Source organism: Mycobacterium kyogaense (assembly GCF_036946525.1).
GTDB lineage: Bacteria > Actinomycetota > Actinomycetes > Mycobacteriales > Mycobacteriaceae > Mycobacterium > Mycobacterium kyogaense_A.
The window spans coordinates 251,393-271,020 of the sequence record NZ_JAQIIY010000007.1 but is presented as its reverse complement, the minus strand read 5'-3'; the positions used below and the strand labels follow the sequence as shown (position 1 = coordinate 271,020).

Here is a 19,628-nt window from a genome sequence, read left to right as displayed (position 1 = left end):
GACAACGGCGTGGCTGTCGGCGGGCGATCAGCGCGCCATGGCCGCTGCCGCCTCGAACACCAACTTCGCATGCAGCTCGAACAGCTCGACGAAGCGTTCTGAATTCTCGTCGATCTCGTTGGCGATGAAGAGACCGTCGGCGCCGGCGATCAAATAGGTGGTGAGCAGTTCGACCTTGTCGGCAGCCAGCCCAGGTGCCACGGCTCGAATCACATCGGCGAAACGTTCGAAAGCGGCGATCCTGCTCTGCAGATAGTTGCTCTTCGCCCGCAATTCGTTCGGCCGGCGATCCAGCGCCAGTTTGAGGCCGAGCCGCAGGAAATCGGGGGTCTCCTGCAGCGCCTTGGCGACCTGCGAGCCGATCTGCCGCGCCCGCTCGCCGGCACTCCCCTCGTTCGGCAGATTCAACGCGTGCGACCACCGTTCGAAGCTGCGGTCGATCACCGCGGCGATCAGATCGTCCTTGTCCGCGAAGTGCCAGTAGATCGAGGTCGGAGGCAGACCGCTGAGCTCACTGACCGCCGAGATGCTGGTGGCGTCATACCCACGCTCCGTGGCGACGGCAGTCGCTGCATCCAGGATGCGCTGGCGCGACGCGTCACCGTTGGCGCGCGTGCGGCGCGGGGCCGAACTCGACCGTTTGGTGGGCATGAACAAGTCCTTCCTGTCCCACGATCATGCAATACTGCTTATTGTAGGGAGCACTACATCAACGATGGGACGGTTCATGCAATGTCAGGCGATGTCTTCTCGACACCAACCCGCCGCAGGTTTCTCGCGATGACGGGCCTCTCCATCGCCGCGACCGCCGCGGCGTGTTCTGCTCAACCGCCATCCGCACCCGCGCCCGCGCCGAGCCGAACCGGGCTCCCCTCGGCGTCCAAGCACAACATCGTGTTCGTCTTCACCGACCAGGAGCGCCATTTCTCCCAGTGGCCGAGCGGAATGTCCTTGCCCGGCCGGGAGCGCCTGCAGGCCGACGGAGTCGAGTTCACCAACCACTACTGCCCCGCCGTCATGTGCACGAGCTCGCGTTCGGTGATCCTCACCGGTCTGCAGACGCCGGACAACGGCATGTTCGAGAACGTCGACCTGCCCTACGTGAAATCCATGAGTACCGACATCCCCACCGTCGGCGACATGCTGCGCACAGCCGGCTACTACACGGCCTACAAGGGCAAGTGGCATCTCAACAGCGCATTCGAGACGGCGCAGCCAGACCACCTCTTCACGAAAGAGATGGAGGCGTACGGGTTTTCCGACTACGTGTGGCCGGGTGACGTGCTGACGCACACGCTCGGCGGGTACACCTACGACAACATGATCGGCGGGAGCGTGGTGTCTTGGCTGCGCGATCGGGGCCGCTCACTGGCCGACGAGAACAAGCCGTGGGCTCTGTTCGTCAGCCTGGTCAATCCGCACGACATCATGTACTTCAACACCGACGCACCCGGTGAGCAGGTCCAGGACAACGGACGGCTGTTGCTGCATGCGGCCCGCGCTCCGAAGAACGAGCTCTACGAAAAGCATTGGGATGTCGATCTTCCCGGCAGCCTCGAGCAGTCGATGACCGAAGCGGGCCGACCGGCCGCGCACGGTGAATACCTGAAGGCCTGGGGGTACACCCTCGGCACCATCCCGCCCGAGCAGGAACGCTGGCACAGATTCTCTGATTTCTATCTCAACAGCATTCGCAGTGTCGACCAGCAGGTCGAGCTGCTGCTGAACGAACTCGACTCGTTGATGCTCGCCGACAACACCATCGTCGTGTTCACCAGCGACCACGGAGAGATGGGCGGCGCGCATGGGCTGCGCGGTAAGGGGCCGTTCGCCTACCAAGAGTCAATTCATCTGCCTCTCTACATCAAGCATCCGGATGTGGCTGGCGGACAGAAGGTCACGTCGTTGACGGGGCACATCGACCTGGCACCGAGCCTGCTGTCCTTCGCTGGCGTGCCCGCCGGTTCTGTCGGCGACGCCGCCGGCCGTGACCTCCCCGGGTCGGATCTCAGCCCTGTGCTGAGCGATCCGAGCAGCGCCGACGTGCACTCGGTGCGGGACGCGGTGCTGTTCACCTACAGCGGACTGGCGACCAACGACAGCGAGGTGATCAGGATCGTCGCGGACGCGAAAGCGGCGAACCAGGATCCCAAGCAGGCGATGGCGCAGGCGGGCTACCGGCCGGACCTGGGTAAGCGGGGCAGCCTACGCACCATGTTCGACGGGCGCTACAAGTTCACCCGATACTTCGCGCCGACCCAGCGCAACCTCCCGCGCGACATCGACGAGCTCTACCGGTTCAACGACGTCGAGCTGTTCGACCTGCAGTCTGATCCGGCGGAGATGACGAATCTCGCTGCGCGGAAGGGCGACAACGCTGAGCTGGTGATGGCGTCGAGCGCTGTGCTCGAAGCGCTCATCACACACGAGATCGGTGTCGACGACGGCCGCGAGATGCCTGACTTCGACAACATCGACTGGACGATCGACCGCATGGACCTCTAGCTCTGAGGTGTCAATGCCTTCACCAAAACGTCGGCGGCGAGGAGTCCGAGGTTGTTGGCCGCGAGCGGACTGTCGCCACTGAGCAACAGACGATCCTGGTGGACCCGCCCGGTCATGTCATCGTTGAGCACTGTGATGCCCTGCGCTTGCAGTGCCTGCGCCAAGAGCCACGGCAAATGACCAGGGATGTAACCCATCTCGACATTGGCTCCCTCGTCGAGCGCATCGGGGAACACGCACATGGAGTACCCCGCGAATGGCGACTGGCGACCATCTCGACCCGCCGATAGCAACGCGGCCGGTCCGTGACACAGAGTGACGATGGATTTGTCGTGAGCCAGCGCCCACTCCAGGGTCTTGGCGACCTCCTCGGATTCCGGCAATCCGAGGAGCGCGCCGTGCCCGCCGGGTATGAACACCGCCAGATAGGGGGAATCGTCGCCGAGCTCGTCGGCGAGGACATCTGAGAGCTTCTTCGGCTGCTTGAGTTTCGGCTTGAGCGTCTCGTGAACGTGCCGAACGGTCTCATCCTCACTCGGCATCGCCCACAACTCGAGCTTGGCCGGATACCCGGTGATCGTGGCGACCTCGACCTCGAAACCGGCCTCGATCAGGTGATGAAGCGGCAGAAGCGTTTCCACGGGATGATTACCAGTGGAGAACATCTTCCCGTTCCTGCAGAGCAGATATCGTTCCTCGGCGGCGATGGTCAGGATCTTCCAGCGGCCCTCGGTGTAGGCGCCCTGGTGCTTCACCCCATCGAAGTCGGTCCGGGGTGGAACGTACTGAGTCAGCGAGTACGGCGAGGGGAAGAACGCGTTGTCTTCGGCTTCGTCGGGGCGGGGGTCGTGGCTCGCGTCTCCAGAGTGATTGGTCATCGGTCGTCCCTTCCTCGTCGATACGTCAACTGTTCGGGAAGTGGCCGTCGATCGCAATGGGCGATGAAGCCCTACGTCATCTGCTGGATCTGGATGAGGTTGCCGCACGTGTCGTCGAGCACTGCTGTGGTCACCGGTCCCATGCTGGTCGGTTCCTGGGTGAAGTAGACCTCGAGCGCACGGAGCCGTTCCCACTCGGCGCGGACATCATCGACGGCGAACGCGGTGAACGGGATGCCGTCGGCGACGAGCGCCTCCTTGAAGGGTTTGACCGCTGGGTGTGCATCGGGTTCGAGGACGATTTCGGTGCCGGTGGGATCTTCGGCGGACACCACGGTGATCCAGCGATGCTCGCCCATCGGGATGTCATGCTTGGCCCGGAAGCCCAGCACGTCGGTGTAGAACGTCAGCGCCTTGTCCTGGTCGTCGACGAACACGCTCGTCATCGTGATCCTCACGGTGTTTCCTCTCTGTCGTTGACCTGCGTCGTCGTCAGCCACCGCTGCACGATGGGTTTCAATGGCGTGGTGTCGATGTCGTGGAACTTGAAGCGGCCCTCACGTCGAGTGCTCACCAGACCCGCGGCCTCGAGAACATCGAGGTGCTGCGAGATCGCCTGCCGTGACGAGCCGAGGCCATGCTTGGACGCCAGGCGTGCACAGATCTCGAACAACGTCTGACCGGTCCGGTCGGTCAGCTCGTCGAGAATCGCCCGGCGTGTGGGGTCCGCCAACGCCTTGAAGACATCGCCCACACCCGACGACGTTAGGCAAGTATTCACTTGCATGTCAATGGCATGCGCGGCGAGAACCACGCGCTTTCCAAGGGGGCGTCCAGCGCATCTCACTGGCAGCGTTGAGACGTACTCGAGGACTGGCTCGCGCATGTCCCACCCGCCGGTATCCACGCTCCCGCCTGATCTGTCCTGATCAGGCATGTTCGCTGACTCCGTCAGCACGTACGTTGGTGAGCACAGCCGATCACGGGGGAATGTGATGACGCACTCGTACAGGCGCCGGGCGTTGAGCATCCCGGTCGCCGTCGCACTGGCTCTCGGTGGTGCAGCCTGCACCAACGACAGAGCCGAACCGGCAGCAGCGTCACCGGCGCCGTCGAGCCCCGCGGCGAATGGCAGCACTCACGATCGCGTCGAGAAGCTGCTGGACGAGGCCGAAGACGCCTTCGACTCGCCGGCGAGAACGTCGTCGGCCGGCAACACCGACAAGACGGTCGACAACATGCAGATCGTCGCCGAGCGCCTGATGCAGGCACACGACCTCGCGCCGTACCGAAACGATCTGCTGTTCAGTGCGGCCTCGGCCCAGATCGCCCGCAAGGACGTCGACGCGGCGATCGCGCTCTACAGAACGGCTCTCGACACGGCTCCCAATGATGTTGACGCACAGTCCTATCTGGCCGGCTGGTCGCGCTTCCTCGGCAGGCAAGCCGAGGCCGACACCTACCTGAACCAGATTCGTGCGCTGGATCCCGCACGCGCAGAGCACTTGCAGACGATGTTCGCCACCATTGACCAAAAGGTCGCGACCCCGTTGACCGATGCCCTGCCGGCGCTGCAGGAGCCGGGACTCGGCATCGTCACGCTCGGCTATGCGTTGCGGGACGACGGATCGATGGACGACATCTTGATCGATCGCCTCCAGCAGACCAAGGCCGCCGCACAACGCTGGCCGAACGCACCCATCATCGTCACCGGCGGCGTCGAGCAGTCCGGACGCACCGAAGGCGAGTCGATGAAGGAATGGCTGGTGGACAACGGCGTTGCGGCCGCGCGCATTCACGACGAGAACTTCGCGCGCTCCACGGTCGAGAACGCCTCCTACGGTGTCGAGGTGTTGGCGCAACTGCGCGCGACGCATGCGCTCGTCATCAGCTCCGCCAGTCACATCCGCCGCGCGCTGACGGTGTTCCAGCTCGCCGCCGCCGACACTCTCGGTAAGGACTACGTCTTCGCAGGAAGCGGAAGTGCAGACAAACCACTGGCCGAGCTCGCCACCGCGACTCCCGATGAGCTCCTCTCGATCTATCGCGACGCGTTCAGCTCGAGAGGGATGTGGAGTTACCGCAGCGCGCCACTGTTGCGGCAGTAGTTGCTCGCGACGCTCAGGAGCGCGGACGATCAGGCGGGTTGAACCCGGGATTGACCAATGCCGTGGCGGACGCGGTTCCGATCGGCCCCTGCTCGTCGACGAGAAGCGCTGTGCCCGTGGAAATCCCATCGCTACTGTGATGCGTCAGCGCGGCGAGCCCGATGAACGCACCGGAGGGTAAGCGGCTCAGCGACACCGTGTAATCGGCGTTGATGAACGGCAGCCCGTCCTCGCCGAAACCCGTGATCGAGCTCGCGACATCACCCGCCATCGCCGCGGACCCGAACGGCGTCTTGTCCAGCGCATCGACGATCGGCAGCATGTCGTGAAACCACACGAACTTGGGGCCGCTGTGCGCCCACGCCGCGAGGCCGTCACCGGGACGTGCATCGTCCCGCCCGTAGGAGTACATCAGCATCGGCGCGTCGTCGGAGACCGTTGCGGGCGTGATCGGCAGCGGGGGCATGACCACATCGGCAGACCAGCGCGGAGCGGTCGGCTGCTCACCGGACCGCAGATAGAGCAGGCTGGCGCGGGCGATCGGCCTGCCGTCCTGGGTCATCACGACGTCGGCGAGCAGCAGCCGTCGCCCGGCCCGAACGACGTCGGTGCTCACCGACACCGGCGCCAACGCTGCGGGCCGCATCAGATCGACCGTCAACCGTGCGGGGCGCATCCCGGCCGTCTGCCCCGCGAGGTCACGTTCACCGATGAGGCCGAGCAGACCGCCGAGGTAGTTGCCGCTGATGGTGTCGCCCCACGGCCCGCGCGCCCAGTCGGTGGGCGCGAAGAGCTCGCCACCCGCGTCGTCGGTCTGCAACGCGAAGAACGCCCGGATACTCATCGCCTGAGACGATAGCGCCCGCGGCCAGCGAATCTCGTAGGAGTCAGCTGGTACGGAAGATGGGCCAGCAGATCTCCGTGGCGGTGAATCGCGCGGGATCCAGCGAGCCACCGAGGTAATGCTCCCGCGTCGGGCCTTGATCGCTGATCAGCTGTTCGTTGGCGTACTTCCCCAGAGCCGCGTAGCTGCGGTCGATGCCCTCGTGGTCGCCGGAATGGGTCAGCACGGCATAGTCTTCCGCCGGGAGGATGCGGGCGGAGACAGCCTGCGGTGCCGCCCCCGATGGCGGTGCAGGGACGAAGAGCGTCGCCTCGCCTCGGGAATCACTGAACAGCGCTCGCTCGTAGAGGCCGCCAGGAGCGACAGCGGAGTGGACACCGGCGGCGGCCAATGCGGCACCGAGCTGTGTCAGCGCCCCCACGAACCAGGTGTCGATCTCATCGATGTCGATGGTCGCGGTCACCGACCACACTGCGAGTGCCGGCTCGTGACGCACCTCGACAGCGGCGGGAACATCGACGGGAGCGAGCAATTCACGCAAGGCACCCACCGTGTCGCGAGTCTGCTGTAGCTGCAGCTCCATCTGTTCCAGATGTGTGGTGATGATGTCCGTGCGGGCTGCGGCGTCTTCTGTGCTCAGCAGCGCCTTGATGTCCGGGATCGACATGCCCAGGGATCGGAACCGCCGGATGATGTGGGCGTGATCGACCTGACTGGTGTCATAAAAGCGGTAACCGGTGTGCGAATCGATGTGCGCCGGCTCGAGAATCCCGAGATCATGGTAGTGCCGCAGCGCTTTTCGGCTCAGACTCGTCATCAACGAAAAGTCACCGATCGACACCTGCGCACCCATGGGTTCCTCCTCCGCGAGCCGGCGCCTGCATCACCGGTCACGACGATTGTGCAGCTTGCCGCTAGGGGAAGGTCAACACATGGCGCCGTGCTTGACTCTCCCCTTGGGGGAAGCCCGACGGTGTGGTCATGAGAAAAGATTGGGATGCGCTCCCCGACACCGTCACGACGTTCATGACCTCACTTGCCGCACGAGAGGTCGACCGCGTACTCGCCACGCTGACCGCCGACGCTGTGGTCACCGACGAGGGCCACGACCACACAGGGCACCAGGACATCGGAGCATGGGTGGCCACCGCCGCCAGTGAGTACACCTACACCGCTGAGCTGACCGGCGCGACCGCCACCGATACAGCCGTCGACCTCACCCAGCACCTGGAGGGTGATTTCCCCGGCAGTGTCGCCGACCTGCACTACCGGTTCACCCTCGAGGGCGCGAAGATCAGCCGGGTGGTGATCGAGCCATGAGCAGGCGATGGTTCATCACCGGCGGAACCCCTGGCGGCTTCGGCGTCGCCTACGCCGAGACCGCACTGGAGGCCGGCGACCGCGTCGTACTCACCTCTCGGCGGCCGCAGGAACTCACGGCGTGGGCCGGCGCCTACGGCGACCGGGTTCTCGTGGTGGCCATGGACGTCACCGATCCTGCACAGGTGCGCCAGGCCGTGCACTCGGCCGAGGAACACTTCGGTGGCATCGACATCCTGGTCAACAACGCTGGGCGCGGCTGGTACGGATCGATCGAGGGAATGGACGAATCGACGCTGCGGTCGATGTTCGAGCTGAACTTCTTCGGGGTGCTCTCCGTGACGCGCGCCGCACTCCCCGGCATGCGCGCCCGGGGCGACGGCTGGATCGTCAACGTCTCCTCGGTAGCCGGCCTCGTCGCCGCGCCCGGCTTCGGCTATTACAGCGCAACGAAATTCGCGATCGAAGCCGTCACCGAGACGCTACGGGACGAAGTCGCCGCACAGGGCATCTCGGTGCTGGCCGTCGAACCCGGAGCGTTTCGCACCAACGCCTACGCCGGCTTCGCCGACGAGCCCGTCGCCGAGCCGATCCCCGAGTACCACGACATGCTCGAGCAGGTGCGCGCCACGTTCGTCGACATGGACGGCACCCAGCCCGGCGACCCCCACCGCGGCGCCCGCGCCGTCATCGCGGCGATGGCCCAGGACTCCCCACCCCGGCGACTGATCCTCGGCAACAGCGGCTACGACGCCGTCGTCGACACACTCGAGAGTGCCCTCGCCGACATCCGCGCCAACGAGACGCTCTCGCGCAGTGCGGACTTCCCGGACTGATTGCACGAGGAGCACCTCAAGGGTGGACACTGTGGCGTGGCCCTTTCTGCAACGGTGTTCAAAATCGACCTGGGCGTCTCCGATGTCGATCACGGCTACTACGCCGATCACAGCCTGACCGTCGCCCGTCATCCCAGTGAGACCGATGAGCGGATGGTGGTGCGGCTGCTGGCGTTCGGGCTACGCGCGCACCGGCTCAGTGACGTCGACGCCGAGTTGACGTTCGGGCCGGGCCTGTCCACCCCCGGCGTGCCCGACGTGCGGCTCGCCGACTACACGGGGCGAACGCTGGAGTGGATCACTGTGGGCCAACCCGACGAACGTGTGTTGAGCAAGGCGGCCAGCCAGACTGAGCAGGTGCTGCTGTTCCCGTTCGCCGCCAGCGTCCCCACCTGGTGGCGCACCGTCGGGCCGAAAGTGGCTGGACTGCAGAATCTTTCGGTCGTACAAATACCGCACCCGCCCGTGCAGCAGCTGGCTCAGACCGTCGATCGACGCGTCACCGCTCAGATGGTGGTGATCGAAGGGCAGGTGACGATGACCGTGGGCGGAGTGGACGTCACCTTCACGCCCGACCCGCTGATGTGACGGTGGCGCTCACGGTTCCGGGATGACGTCGCGCCGATAACGCCGGGCGGCAACCGCGTAGCAGGCGATCGCCACCACCTGAAGGGTCGGCACCAGGATCAGCAAGGCACGGCCCAGTGCCTGCGTGCCCAACGCACCGGTCAGAGCGTCGCTGACCACGCCGGTCAGGAACGGGCCGACCGCGCCCAGCGTCGCATTGAAGAACAAGAACACCGCCGAGGCCGTCGCGCGCTGTTCGGGAAGAACCAGACGCTGGATCGCCGCGATCGACGGCGCCAGATAGGCGATGCCGATGACGTAGGACAGTGCCAAGAGCCAGACGCACCACGTACGGTTCTCGACGACGAAGGCCAGCACAGACGCCGGCAACAGCGCCGCGATCAGAATCACCACGATCCAGAGCAACCAGCGCGGGTCGCGGGCCGCCAACCGATCAGCGATCCGGCCCACGACGAGTAATCCCAGAATCCCGAGAAGCCCCGTGACGAGGCCGTACTCGATGCCGACCTCGCCCAGCGACATCCCCCGGGTACGCATCAGGAAAGCGGGCGCGAAGGTCGTCAGCGAATAGCCCGCCGCGGACACCAACGCGGTGCCGGCCACCATCGCCAGAAAGCTTCGCTTACGCAGGAGGTCCCACCAGTTCACCGTCGCCTCGGCCGTCCGCGGGGGCGGAGTCGGTAGGCTCTGCCGGACCCCGACAACCCACAGCACCACCGGCGCCAGGATCACGCTGATGGCCCCCATCGTCACGAAAGCGCCTCGCCAACCCAAGCTTTCAGCTAGCAGCCCGCCGCCGAGCAGACTGGCGGCACTCGCCAGCGGAATCGCCATGGTGGTGACAGCCAGCGGCGCCGACCGTTTATTCGCGACGAAGTTGCGCGCCACGTAGGCGTGCGCGGCCGGGGTGCTACCCGCCTCGCCGACGGCCACACCGACACGGGTCAGCGCGAGCTGGAAGCCGGACTGGACCGCCCCACCGAGCATGGTCATCGAGCCCCACAACGTCAGGCAGCCTGCGATCACCGCGCCGAACGCGCCGCGGTCGGCGATGCGCGCGATCAGGATCCCCACCACGGCATAGACGATGAGGAATCCGAATCCGTTGATGACACCGATGGCCGTGTCGGACAACGCGAGATCCCGCTTGATCGGCTCGGCCAGAACGCCAGGCAGGAATCGGTCGACATAGTTCAGGGTGCCGACGAGGGCGAGCACCACGACCGCGGTCCACGCACGCATCGGCGAATGCGCGGCCTCGGTGGGCGGCGCGGTGTCCTGTGGCGTCGTCATCGTTCTCCTCGGTGGTCGCTACCGAGCAGCTTGGCAGACACAGTTCGGCCGGGGCGCGACGGGGACTCGCGCCGCGTAACACGTCTCATCAGCCGGCGCAAGGTCCTTCGGGTCGCTGTTAGTCAGGCCTGGAGGGCGATTCCGGTCGGTCGCGAACACTGAAGGCTGGCAGCATGCCCTCCCGCACCCTGTCGCGACGCACCGTGCTCGTCGGCCTCGCCGCAGCACCTCTCGCGATGAGCCTGGCGTGCTCCCGTGATCAGCGCATTCCACCGTCGACACGTCCCTTGCCGATTCCCCCGCTGGCGAAGCCCGCTCTCGACGCCAACGGAACCCGCAGCTTTACGCTGCGCGCGATGGCCGGGCAGGCCGAGGTGTTGCCCGGGGTGCGCACCGACACCTGGGGGTTCAACGGCTCGATACTGGGCCCGACTCTGCGCGCACGGCGCGGCGAGTCCGTGGCGGTGCGCGTCGAGAACACGCTCGCCGAACCCACCACTGTGCACTGGCACGGGATGCACGTTCCGGCGGCCGCCGACGGCGGACCACACCAGACGGTTCCAGCGGGTGGATCATGGGAGCCGCGCTGGCAGATCCGACAGCCCGCAGCGACGCTCTGGTACCACCCGCATCCGCACGGTGCGACCGAGAGGCACGTCTACCGCGGGCTGGCCGGACTCTTCATCATCGACGACGACACCGCACCCGACCTGCCCCACGAGTACGGAGTCGACGACATTCCGTTGATCATCCAGGATCGCCGCTTCACCGAAACCGGCCAGCTGGACGAGTCCGACCCGACCGACATCGGCTTGCTGGGCGACACGATCATGACCAATGGCATTGCGGGAGCGCATCTCACCGTCCACACCGAGCGTGTACGCCTGCGCATCCTCAACGGTTCCGGCGGCCGGTTGTACAACCTCGGATTCAGCGACAGCCGGGTCTTCCACATCGTCGCCAGCGACGGCGGCCTTCTCGCCGCGCCGGTCCCCGCCACCCGGCTCCAGGTGAGCCCAGGCGAGCGAGCCGAGATCGTCGTCGCACTTCGCTCCGGAGAGCGGACGCGCCTGCGCTCGTTCCCATTCGGCGATCGGGCGGGTCTGGCAGCCGAGGAAGCCGCCCGCTTCGGGGTCGAGGACACGTTCACCGTGCTGGACCTGATCGCCGGACAGAGCCTGCGCTCCAGCCCTACGCTGCCCACGTCGCTGGCTACGCTCTCACCGCCGCCGGCGGCGGCGGCAGTGCAACGGAAGTTCGACCTGCAGTGGTTCATGATCAACCGGAAGCGAATGGACATGAACCGCATCGACTTTCACGCGGTCGTCGACACCGACGAGATCTGGGTCGTCCGAAACGTCGACAACTGGCCACACAACTTCCATGTGCACGACACGCAGTTCCGTATCGTCGACATCGACGGCGTGCCACCGCCGGCACATTTGGCAGGGTTCAAGGACACGGTGTACACCCCACCGGGACAACGGATTCGGCTCGCAGTCCGCTTCGCGGACTACACCGATCCTCGGTCGCCGTACATGTACCACTGCCATCTGGCCTTGCACGAGGACCACGGCATGATGGGTCAGTTCTTGGTTCTCGGAGACCAGGAGCAGGCCGCCGCGCTGCCAGCACCTGCGCACGATCACGCCATGAGCTGATACCCGTACACCGCGAGTTGCACCCGGTTGCGTGCACCGAGTTTGGCGGCCGCGTTCGACACATGGGTCTTGACCGTCGTGACCCCGAGGTGCAAGGAGTCGGCGATGTCCTGGTTGGACAGGCCCTGCACGACCAGGCGGAGAACATCGTGCTCGCGCGCGGTCAACGGGTTGGCTGCCAGCGTGTCCTGCGGCGCCCCCGCCTCGACGGCTCGCGACACCAGCCGCTGCAGCAGATGCGGAGACAAAACGAAGTCGCCGGCCGCGATGCGGCGGATCGCCCCGAGCAGTTCGGCGGGACCGGTGTCCTTGACCAGGAAGCCCGCAGCACCGGCGGCCAGGGCGGGATACAGATGGTCGTCGTCGTCGAAGGTCGTCAGCACGAGAACCTTTGCCGTGGCGCGAGCAGCCATCACCTGTCTGACGGCGATGATGCCATCGACCCCGGGCATCCGCAGATCCATCAGGATCACATCGGGCTGGAGCTCGGCGCCCTGCCGGACGGCCTCCGCCCCGTCCGCAGCCTCGCCGATTACCACGATGTCGTCGGCAGCGTCGCACAGCATCCGCAGACCCGCCCGGATGAGGCGCTGGTCATCCGCGATCAGGACGCTGGTAGCCATGCCCGCACCTGCCAGCCGCCATCTCGGCGCCCCGCGGTGAGTCTGCCGCCGACCATCGCAATGCGCTCGGACATGCCGACCACACCGAGGCCGCCCTTCTGTTCCCCGACGCCGGTGCTGTCGACGCGGATGTCCACCCCACCGTCGGAGCGCCCGATCACCAGGTGGACCGTCCCGGCGGGATCGGCGTGCTTCATCACGTTGGTGAGCGCTTCCTGAGTCACCCGCAACAGCGTCAATCGTGCCATCGCGTCGAGGCCGGTGATCTCTCGGTCGACAGAGGCATCCACACGGAAACCCGCTGCGCGCGTGCGCTGTACAGCAGCGTCGACTTCACCCAAAAGCGCCTCGGGCTCCACCATGGCGACACCGGCCAACGCCGGATCCCGCAGTGCCGTCTGCCACCGGCGGATATCGGCGAGCGAATCCGCGGCGGTGCGGTGAACATCGCCGAGGACCTCGGCGATCCGCGGATCCGTGTCACTACCGATCACGTGTTCGGCGACACTGGTGCGCAGCACGATGGCCGCCATGTGGTGGGCGACGAGATCGTGCAACTCCCGCGCGATAACCGTCCGTTCCTGCGCGCGGACCTCGGACTCAGCGGCTGCCCTGACCTGCCGCTGTCCGCGTAGATACAACCCGAGCAGTAGCGGTATCACCGCTGCCGCGAGCACGACCGTGACGTCGGCCGCTCCCCACCGCGGCGTGTGGTCGTCGAGGGCCACGCCGAGAACGAGAGCCGCGAGCCACCCCGCTGCGGCGATGATCACGAGACGGGCGCCGTCTGTCCGGGCCGTCAGCTCCGCCAATGCCACCGCGCCCAGGTAGGGCAGAAGACCCGACAGTCCCCACGCCTGGGCGGCGAACATCGGCACGGCCAGCGCCGACAGCGCGAGCGAACCGGGAAGGGCCACCGCCCACCCAGCATGAAGATCGCGGCCGCCGAGCACGCGAACACCCAGTACTGCACCGACACCCGGAACTCGCCGGGAAATGTGCTCGCCGCCAGAAGCACCGGTGTCAGCAACAGCGGTGCGCTCCGAAGCAGCAGGGAGGGCACGGGATCAGGCTAGCGCGGCCTACATGCGTTGTTGCCGGCCTCAACCCAACGAATCAGCCTTGTCCTTCCGCGGAGCCGACGACCGTCGCTCTCGACGACATCGACAACGCCTTCCCGTCTACCCGCGACGCGTCAACTTCCGGCGCTGCGGCTTCGGCGCCGCGGCGTCGAGATGGTGCCCCAAGAGCAGAGTCAGTTGATCGCGAACGTCGTCGAGCGGAGTCAGGGAACGCTGCGCAACGGCCATGACCACGGCTCCTTCCACGGCGGCCAGGACGGTGTTGGCGAGGGCCGGCGCGGCGGCGGTGTCTATTCCATGCTGAGTGAGCGATGCGGCGATCGCGTCCCGCCACCCGTCGAACGTGCGCCCAGCGATATCGGCGATCCCGGGTTCTGTGGAGCGGGCCAGACCGGCAGCAGCAATGGGGCAACCCGCTGCGAAATCGCTGCCCGCGACCACGCTTTTCCACTCCGCGATAAACGCACTCAGTGACTCCTGGGGGGTAGGCAATTCCAGCGCGGTCGCGATCTGGTGGTCGATGAAAGTTCCGGCCACCCGTGTCGCTTCCTGTACGAGCTCGGTCTTACCGTCGGGAAAGTTGAGATAGATCGACCTCCGGGAGACGTGCCCGCGCTCCAGAATCGCCGCGATACCGGTACCCGCCACCCCGTGCCGGCGAACGAGATCAATTGTGCTCAGCACCAATTTGTCTCGCGCATTCACCCGTCATCCTCCACCTGCCGTTGTGATCAGGCTTGCCAGTATACCGATCGATGTATTACGTTGGCCGACACTGAGTACATCGATCGGTATACCGCGTTGTCGGGCGGTGGTGAGGAAGAGGTCTGATGGGCAAGCAATGGGATGCGATCGTGGTGGGCTCCGGACTCGGTGGGCTCTCGGCAGCGGCGTACCTGGCCGCGGCAGGGCGCAAAACGCTGCTGCTCGAGCGCTACACCACCCTGGGCGGGTCGTCACATGTCTTCGGCCGACGTGGACAATGGGAGTTCGACTGCGGCGTGCACTACGTCAGCCACTGCGGGCCTGACGGCATCGTCACCGCGATGATGCGCGGAATCGGCATCGATGACCGGATCACGTGGCTACCGATGGACCAGGGCGGCTTCGACCGCATAATCGCGCCCGGCTTCGAACTCGCCACTCCCGTCGGGTGGGACGCCTACGAGGCCCAGTTGCTCGATGCATTCCCGGAGGAGCGCAAGGCAGTTCGCCGCTTCCATGGCCTCATGCGGAGGATTGGTGAGGCTCACGACCGCAACGACATGGCGACCGCCGGCGGCATGGCTCGATGGGCGGGCCGAGCCGGGCGCGGCGCCCCATTCATGGCGCTGCCCTACGGCGCGACGTTGGCGGCGCTCGGCCTGTCCCCTCGGATGGCATACGCACTGTCGGTGCAATCCGGTGCCGTCGCGTGCAGCCCCACCGTGCTGCCCACCGCCGCGATGGCCGCGTTCTTCCAGGACTACATCGGCACCGGGTCCTACTACCCCAAAGGTGGGGGACAGATCCTGGCTGCCGGATTCGCGGCCGTGATCACCGCGCACGGCGGGTCGATTCGCACCAACAGCGAAGTCTCGGAGATCCTGCTCGACGACGGACGTGTGCAGGGCGTGCGACTGTCCGACGGAGAGGTGCTGGCATCCGCGACAGTGGTGTCCGACGCCGACATCATCAAGACCTATACCGATCTCATCGGCCTGGACAAGCTCCCGCGACTGTTCCGTCGGCGGGTGGCGGGCTGGAAAATGTCGCAGCCGTTGATCAACGGATTCTTCGGCGTGGAGCTCGATCTCGGGGAATGCCCCAACAGCAACTACTTCGCGATCCCCGATTGGGGACCCGCGAAATCCTTCGCCCACATGGCATCGTTCGGGAAGAACACCCTCAACGGCAAGGGATTCGACGTCGGCTCCGACTGGGCACGCGACATGGCGGCGCGGCAACCGATGTTCGTCCAGTCCTCGTCGCGACGCGACCCGACCAACCACCGCGCCGCACCACCCGGACATGCCACCATCGAGGTCCAGACCGTCACGCCCTCGGATCCGAGGCTGTGGGGCTTCGATGGTTACGACATCGCCGGCGGCCAGTACAGCCGCGACGACGGTTACCTCGAGGTCAAGAAGATCATCATCGACGGAATGCTGGATCGCATGGAGCAGGCTTTTCCTGGCTCATCCTCGAAGGTGAAACTCAGCGAGCTCGGAACACCCGCAACGCAAACACGTTTCGTGAACAACACCGCAGGAGCCCCGTTCGGACTGCAACTGCGCCTGTATCAAACCGGGCCACTGCGTCCGAGGGACACCACACCGATCCCGGGCCTGTACACCGTGGGTACCAGCACTGCATGGGGTCCGGGCACCGTCGGAGCCATGCTCAGTGGCGTCAACGCAGCGGGCAGCATCGTCGGCCGCGATCTCGTTCCCTTCATCCGCAGCGGCGGCCAGCTTGCCGACTCTTCTGCGCTCCCTACGTGGGAGGACGACTTCGACCCCTTCAGCACGACCCGAGCATTACGCGCCTGACGATCCCCCACTCGGAGCCATCGTCACCCGGTTGCGCCCGGTCTGCTTGGCGCTGTAAAGCGCTTGGTCGGCGGACTGAAGGAGATCCCGTGGCGAGACGGTGCCCGCGTCGATCGCCGCCACACCGACACTGATCGTGATGGGACGCCTCGGCCATGGTGTCCTCTGCACGGCGCGGCGAAACCTCTCGCCGAGGACGAAGGCGCCTTTGCAGGTGGTCTCAGGGAGAACAACCGCGAACTCTTCGCCGCCGTAGCGGAACAGCGAATCCGACTCGCGCATTTCTGATTGCAGGAGTTGTGCAACCGACCGGAGCACCTCGTCACCAGCGGGATGACCGTGGTCGTCGTTGAAGGATTTGAACTGGTCGACGTCGATCATGAGCAACGACAACGTCGTCCGCCTCGACTGCGCGCGCATGAATTCTTCTTCGAGCGTGAGATCGAAAGACCGCCGGTTCTTCACTCCCGTCAGCACGTCGGTGAGCGATTGGGACTCCAGGTGAACCCTCACCTTTTCGATATCGCGCTGGTACTCCTGCAGAAGCTCGACGTACTTCTCCTGGTCGAGAACGGCCTGCTCGAGTGTCTCGATACTCCGACGGAGTTCGAGTTGCGTGATGATCTCGCGAGAAAGGATCGCGAGCGCCTCCCGCTGGACCTCGCTGAGACTGCGCGGCTCGCGGTCGATCACGCAGATCGTGCCCAGCGCTTCGCCAGTCGGTGCCACCAGCGGTGCACCCGCGTAGAACCGGATCCGGGGGTCGCCGGTCACCAGTGGGTTCTCGGCGAAACGCCTGTCCGTGGTGGCGTCCTCGACGGTCATCACCTCGCCCGGGTCCATGATCGCGTGCGCACAGAAGGCTTGCGATCGGGGAGTCTCATTGACGCCGAGACCGACGTTCGCCTTGAACCACTGACGCTGGTCGTCCAGCAACGTGATGAGCGCGATCGGCGTCCCGCAGATCGCCGAAGCGAGTTTCGCGAAGTCGTCATACGCCTGCTCTGGTAGCGAGTCCATGATGTTGTAGTCAGCGAGAACTCGTAGCCGCTGGTCTTCGTTGGCGGGTATGGGAAAACCGTTGGCCGACATGTGTGCCCCCCTTACCTGTCGAGCAGCACCGGCGATGCCCTCGCTGCGATCTTCACGCGAGGCCAAATCTTAGCTCGGCTGGATGCCGCAGACTCGGGAAATTTACGCCTACGGAGTCATGGGCGCGCCGCAAACCCGGCAGCCATTCCTTGTCATGAAGGGCTGTCGTGATGCCCGTGCCACGCGCGCCTTAGGCCGGCGCGAGCGAGTGCGGACGGGACGCAGGCCGCGGCCGGCCGAGGTAGTACCCCTGGCCCCGCGATACCCCGAGTTCACGCAGTGCCCGCAGCTGGTCCTCGGTCTCGATCGCCTCGGCGACGGTGACCGCGCCGACCTCATCAGACAACTCGACGATGGCCGCGGTGAGCACCCGTCGCGCCGGATCTGACTGCACGCCCGCGGTGAACTCGGCGTCGATCTTGATGACATCGGGCTTCAGTCGCAAGATCTGCAGCAGCGTCGCGTACCCCGCTCCGACGTCGTCGACGGCGATGTCGAGTCCGTGGTGACGCAACGGTGTCAGCGCGTCGAACAGGTCGTCAGGGAAGCGGTCGTGTTCGGTGAGTTCGACGCAGACCGGTCGCCGTGCAGCGAGCAGCAGGGCCCGGGCGCGGGGGTCTGCCGCGGCGCACGGGCTGAGGTTGACCGCGACTGGAAGATCGACGGTCAATTGCGCACTGGCAGAAAGAATCTCATCCACGGCGTGGATCTCGAGATCGGCGCCCCGGCCCGCGCGCTGCGCCACGCCGAACCACTCCTCGACGTTGCGTTCGGGAGCATGCGGAAAGCGGCTCAGTCCCTCGTAGCCGACCGTATGACCGGTGGACAGATCGACGATGGGCTGGAACACCGGCTGAAGTGCACCGGGGGCGAAGAGCCGGTCGAGCTCGCCGTGTGTGGCGTCGGCCTCGATCGATTCGGGATAGAGCAGGCTTGCGACAAATTTGGCAGGCTCGGAGGGGACGCCCAGCTTCACTGCCTCCGGATGTAGCGTTGCAAACAGGTCGGTGAGCTGCTTTTGCGAGCTCATCAGCGCTGCGACGAAGCTACTGAGCGAGACGATCGCGGCGGCGGCCGAGTCGTCGAAGGCCGAGGGCGTCGGCGCAACCACCGACATGGCACCGACAACCAGATCGTGATGGCGCAGCGGAATCACGATCCACGACCGCACACCAAGGCCCGCCGCAATGGCCCGACTGCTCGACTGCACCCGGGGGTCGGCGGTGATGTCGTCGACGATGAGCGGCTCGCGCGATTGCATCGCCAACTCGACGAACGATCCCGCGCGAGGGAGTTTGTAACCGAGCAGGCTCGCCGTTGAGCCGTGGGCGGCGACGAAGACCAGATTGTCGGAGCACTCCGGATCACGCAGCACGATCGAGGCGCCCGACGCAGCGGGGGTGTACAGGCACATTTGCTCGGCGGCCCGTCGCACAAGTGACACCGGGTCCAGCGACGCTGACAGGTTCTCGATCAGCCGCCGCATGTCGTCAACTCCTCACTGGTGTCCACCGCGCACCAACACTCGAGGGTCACAAAGAGGACTCCCCACGAGCATGGCCCCACGCGGGCCGCGCTTGTCGCGCGCACGTATGTCGGCAACTGAGTGCCCAGACCCCCGCGAGGAAGGCCATCCACCGGAGAGCGCGGGCTCGCTCACTGCGAGAAGCCGCAACGGCCGGTGGATCGCCCCTTCACCTCACCCCGAAGACTCCCCCGGGTCGAGGCTGGTGGTTCAACCGTGCGCCCCGCGGAAAGCCGCCCGACCGCAACGGTGCCATTCGCGCGACGAACAGTCAGCTCCCCAGCAAACGCGTAAGACTTTTGTCATGTTCTAATCTGCCGGTTAGATTACGCTCGGCGGCACGGAGGCCACTCGGTGACGCGATCCCGGTATTCTTTTGCTGTACAGAGAAATACGACCCGCGCAGCCCAGCGCAGGACGGCGGTTTCCGGTCCCGCAACACGTCCCCGAGTTGGTAGGTGGACGCGGGCGCCTCGGCGCTCACTCCTCCGAGGCGAACCGACGCACCACATGGCTCCGTTCTCCGGCTCTCGCGCGGCCGGTGTTGCCGTCTACGGCATCGGCTTCTGGGTGAGGAGTCGACGCGACCTTCGTCGACTCAGTCCGTCTCGGCCACAACGTATGCATCACAGCAATACTGGGGAATGTGGCTAACGAGCATCCCGACGCCGTTCGCGTCATCACCGTGTGTGACCGTCGTGCCAAAAAGTGGTCGCGCGGGTCTTCACCTCGCCACTGCCGC

General features: G+C 65.7%; 19 protein-coding genes. 7 read left to right on the top strand and 12 right to left on the bottom strand.

What is annotated here, in order from left to right; translation table 11 throughout:
• Positions 1-27: 27 nt before the first annotated feature.
• Positions 28-651, bottom strand: coding sequence for a TetR/AcrR family transcriptional regulator (locus PGN37_RS05575; RefSeq protein WP_335330023.1), 624 nt, complete (start codon positions 649-651; stop codon positions 28-30).
• A 129-nt stretch (positions 652-780) separates the two neighbouring features.
• On the opposite strand from PGN37_RS05575, the gene PGN37_RS05570 reads away from it, so the two are divergent.
• Positions 781-2,505 (top strand): sulfatase-like hydrolase/transferase, encoded by a 1,725-nt coding sequence (locus PGN37_RS05570; protein ID WP_335330022.1) that lies wholly within the window; start codon positions 781-783, stop codon positions 2,503-2,505.
• On the opposite strand, the gene hchA is transcribed toward PGN37_RS05570, so the two are convergent.
• The 3 genes from hchA to PGN37_RS05555 form a co-directional block, all read right to left on the bottom strand.
• Entirely contained in the window at positions 2,502-3,383 is an 882-nt protein-coding gene (gene hchA / locus PGN37_RS05565; protein ID WP_335330021.1) for a glyoxalase III HchA, read from the bottom strand. The genes PGN37_RS05570 and hchA overlap by 4 nt on opposite strands.
• Before the next feature lie 71 nt (positions 3,384-3,454).
• Positions 3,455-3,841 (bottom strand): VOC family protein, encoded by a 387-nt coding sequence (locus PGN37_RS05560; protein WP_335330020.1) that lies wholly within the window; start codon positions 3,839-3,841, stop codon positions 3,455-3,457.
• The gene (locus PGN37_RS05555; protein WP_335330094.1) at positions 3,838-4,170 is read right to left on the bottom strand and encodes an ArsR/SmtB family transcription factor; all 333 of its coding nucleotides are present in this window, start codon (positions 4,168-4,170) and stop codon (positions 3,838-3,840) included. The genes PGN37_RS05560 and PGN37_RS05555 overlap by 4 nt, the downstream gene beginning before the upstream one ends.
• A 208-nt stretch (positions 4,171-4,378) precedes the next feature.
• On the opposite strand from PGN37_RS05555, the gene PGN37_RS05550 reads away from it, so the two are divergent.
• Entirely contained in the window at positions 4,379-5,491 is a 1,113-nt protein-coding gene (locus tag PGN37_RS05550) for a YdcF family protein (RefSeq protein ID WP_335330019.1), read from the top strand.
• Positions 5,492-5,504: 13 nt separating this feature from the next.
• Here PGN37_RS05550 and PGN37_RS05545 read toward each other — a convergent pair whose 3' ends face one another.
• Positions 5,505-6,335 carry an acyl-CoA thioesterase domain-containing protein gene (locus tag PGN37_RS05545; RefSeq protein WP_335330018.1) on the bottom strand — a complete coding sequence of 277 codons (831 nt, stop codon included), beginning with the start codon at positions 6,333-6,335 and terminating at the stop codon, positions 5,505-5,507.
• A 43-nt stretch (positions 6,336-6,378) separates the two neighbouring features.
• Complete coding sequence (locus tag PGN37_RS05540; protein WP_335330017.1) at positions 6,379-7,188, bottom strand: MerR family transcriptional regulator; 810 nt, start codon at positions 7,186-7,188, stop codon at positions 6,379-6,381.
• Between the two features lie 128 nt (positions 7,189-7,316).
• Between PGN37_RS05540 and PGN37_RS05535 the strand changes: the two genes are divergently transcribed.
• The 3 genes from PGN37_RS05535 to PGN37_RS05525 are packed head-to-tail and all read left to right on the top strand — an operon-like array spanning position 7,317 to position 9,079.
• Positions 7,317-7,655 (top strand): nuclear transport factor 2 family protein, encoded by a 339-nt coding sequence (locus PGN37_RS05535; RefSeq protein ID WP_335330016.1) that lies wholly within the window; start codon positions 7,317-7,319, stop codon positions 7,653-7,655.
• Entirely contained in the window at positions 7,652-8,491 is an 840-nt protein-coding gene (locus PGN37_RS05530) for an SDR family NAD(P)-dependent oxidoreductase (protein ID WP_335330015.1), read from the top strand. The genes PGN37_RS05535 and PGN37_RS05530 overlap by 4 nt, the downstream gene beginning before the upstream one ends.
• Before the next feature lie 36 nt (positions 8,492-8,527).
• A complete protein-coding gene (locus PGN37_RS05525; RefSeq protein ID WP_335330014.1) occupies positions 8,528-9,079 on the top strand; it encodes a YaeQ family protein in 552 nt (183 codons plus the stop codon).
• A 9-nt stretch (positions 9,080-9,088) separates the two neighbouring features.
• On the opposite strand, the gene PGN37_RS05520 is transcribed toward PGN37_RS05525, so the two are convergent.
• Entirely contained in the window at positions 9,089-10,372 is a 1,284-nt protein-coding gene (locus PGN37_RS05520) for a spinster family MFS transporter (RefSeq protein WP_335330013.1), read from the bottom strand.
• Between the two features lie 173 nt (positions 10,373-10,545).
• Here PGN37_RS05520 and PGN37_RS05515 point away from each other — a divergent pair, with 173 nt between their 5' ends.
• On the top strand, positions 10,546-12,033 hold the full coding sequence (locus PGN37_RS05515) for a multicopper oxidase family protein (protein ID WP_335330012.1): 1,488 nt from the start codon (positions 10,546-10,548) through the stop codon (positions 12,031-12,033).
• On the opposite strand, the gene PGN37_RS05510 is transcribed toward PGN37_RS05515, so the two are convergent.
• From PGN37_RS05510 to PGN37_RS05500, 3 genes are all read right to left on the bottom strand, one after another.
• Positions 12,018-12,656, bottom strand: a complete 639-nt coding sequence (locus tag PGN37_RS05510; protein ID WP_335330011.1) for a response regulator transcription factor — start codon at positions 12,654-12,656, stop codon at positions 12,018-12,020. The genes PGN37_RS05515 and PGN37_RS05510 overlap by 16 nt on opposite strands.
• A complete protein-coding gene (locus PGN37_RS05505; RefSeq protein ID WP_335330010.1) occupies positions 12,638-13,573 on the bottom strand; it encodes a sensor histidine kinase in 936 nt (311 codons plus the stop codon). Before PGN37_RS05505 ends, PGN37_RS05510 begins: the two co-directional genes overlap by 19 nt.
• A 264-nt stretch (positions 13,574-13,837) precedes the next feature.
• Positions 13,838-14,443, bottom strand: a complete 606-nt coding sequence (locus tag PGN37_RS05500; protein WP_335330009.1) for a TetR/AcrR family transcriptional regulator — start codon at positions 14,441-14,443, stop codon at positions 13,838-13,840.
• A 125-nt stretch (positions 14,444-14,568) separates the two neighbouring features.
• Between PGN37_RS05500 and PGN37_RS05495 the strand changes: the two genes are divergently transcribed.
• Complete coding sequence (locus PGN37_RS05495; protein WP_335330008.1) at positions 14,569-16,269, top strand: phytoene desaturase family protein; 1,701 nt, start codon at positions 14,569-14,571, stop codon at positions 16,267-16,269.
• Here the strand turns inward: PGN37_RS05495 and PGN37_RS05490 are convergent.
• Both PGN37_RS05490 and PGN37_RS05485 read right to left on the bottom strand, forming a co-directional pair.
• Complete coding sequence (locus tag PGN37_RS05490) at positions 16,258-17,361, bottom strand: GGDEF domain-containing protein (protein ID WP_335330007.1); 1,104 nt, start codon at positions 17,359-17,361, stop codon at positions 16,258-16,260. The genes PGN37_RS05495 and PGN37_RS05490 overlap by 12 nt on opposite strands.
• A gap of 190 nt (positions 17,362-17,551) precedes the next feature.
• Entirely contained in the window at positions 17,552-18,847 is a 1,296-nt protein-coding gene (locus PGN37_RS05485) for a sensor domain-containing phosphodiesterase (RefSeq protein ID WP_335330006.1), read from the bottom strand.
• Positions 18,848-19,628 lie beyond the last annotated feature (781 nt).

Coding starts and splice junctions, on each gene's coding strand:
- PGN37_RS05575 (WP_335330023.1), bottom strand. CDS start 651: ATGCCCACCAAACGGTCGAGTTCGGCCCCGCGCCGCACGCGCGCCAAC.
- PGN37_RS05570 (WP_335330022.1), top strand. CDS start 781: ATGACGGGCCTCTCCATCGCCGCGACCGCCGCGGCGTGTTCTGCTCAA.
- hchA (WP_335330021.1), bottom strand. CDS start 3,383: ATGACCAATCACTCTGGAGACGCGAGCCACGACCCCCGCCCCGACGAA.
- PGN37_RS05555 (WP_335330094.1), bottom strand. CDS start 4,170: ATGCAAGTGAATACTTGCCTAACGTCGTCGGGTGTGGGCGATGTCTTC.
- PGN37_RS05550 (WP_335330019.1), top strand. CDS start 4,379: ATGACGCACTCGTACAGGCGCCGGGCGTTGAGCATCCCGGTCGCCGTC.
- PGN37_RS05545 (WP_335330018.1), bottom strand. CDS start 6,335: ATGAGTATCCGGGCGTTCTTCGCGTTGCAGACCGACGACGCGGGTGGC.
- PGN37_RS05540 (WP_335330017.1), bottom strand. CDS start 7,188: ATGGGTGCGCAGGTGTCGATCGGTGACTTTTCGTTGATGACGAGTCTG.
- PGN37_RS05535 (WP_335330016.1), top strand. CDS start 7,317: ATGAGAAAAGATTGGGATGCGCTCCCCGACACCGTCACGACGTTCATG.
- PGN37_RS05530 (WP_335330015.1), top strand. CDS start 7,652: ATGAGCAGGCGATGGTTCATCACCGGCGGAACCCCTGGCGGCTTCGGC.
- PGN37_RS05520 (WP_335330013.1), bottom strand. CDS start 10,372: ATGACGACGCCACAGGACACCGCGCCGCCCACCGAGGCCGCGCATTCG.
- PGN37_RS05515 (WP_335330012.1), top strand. CDS start 10,546: ATGCCCTCCCGCACCCTGTCGCGACGCACCGTGCTCGTCGGCCTCGCC.
- PGN37_RS05510 (WP_335330011.1), bottom strand. CDS start 12,656: ATGGCTACCAGCGTCCTGATCGCGGATGACCAGCGCCTCATCCGGGCG.
- PGN37_RS05495 (WP_335330008.1), top strand. CDS start 14,569: ATGGGCAAGCAATGGGATGCGATCGTGGTGGGCTCCGGACTCGGTGGG.
- PGN37_RS05490 (WP_335330007.1), bottom strand. CDS start 17,361: ATGTCGGCCAACGGTTTTCCCATACCCGCCAACGAAGACCAGCGGCTA.
- PGN37_RS05485 (WP_335330006.1), bottom strand. CDS start 18,847: ATGCGGCGGCTGATCGAGAACCTGTCAGCGTCGCTGGACCCGGTGTCA.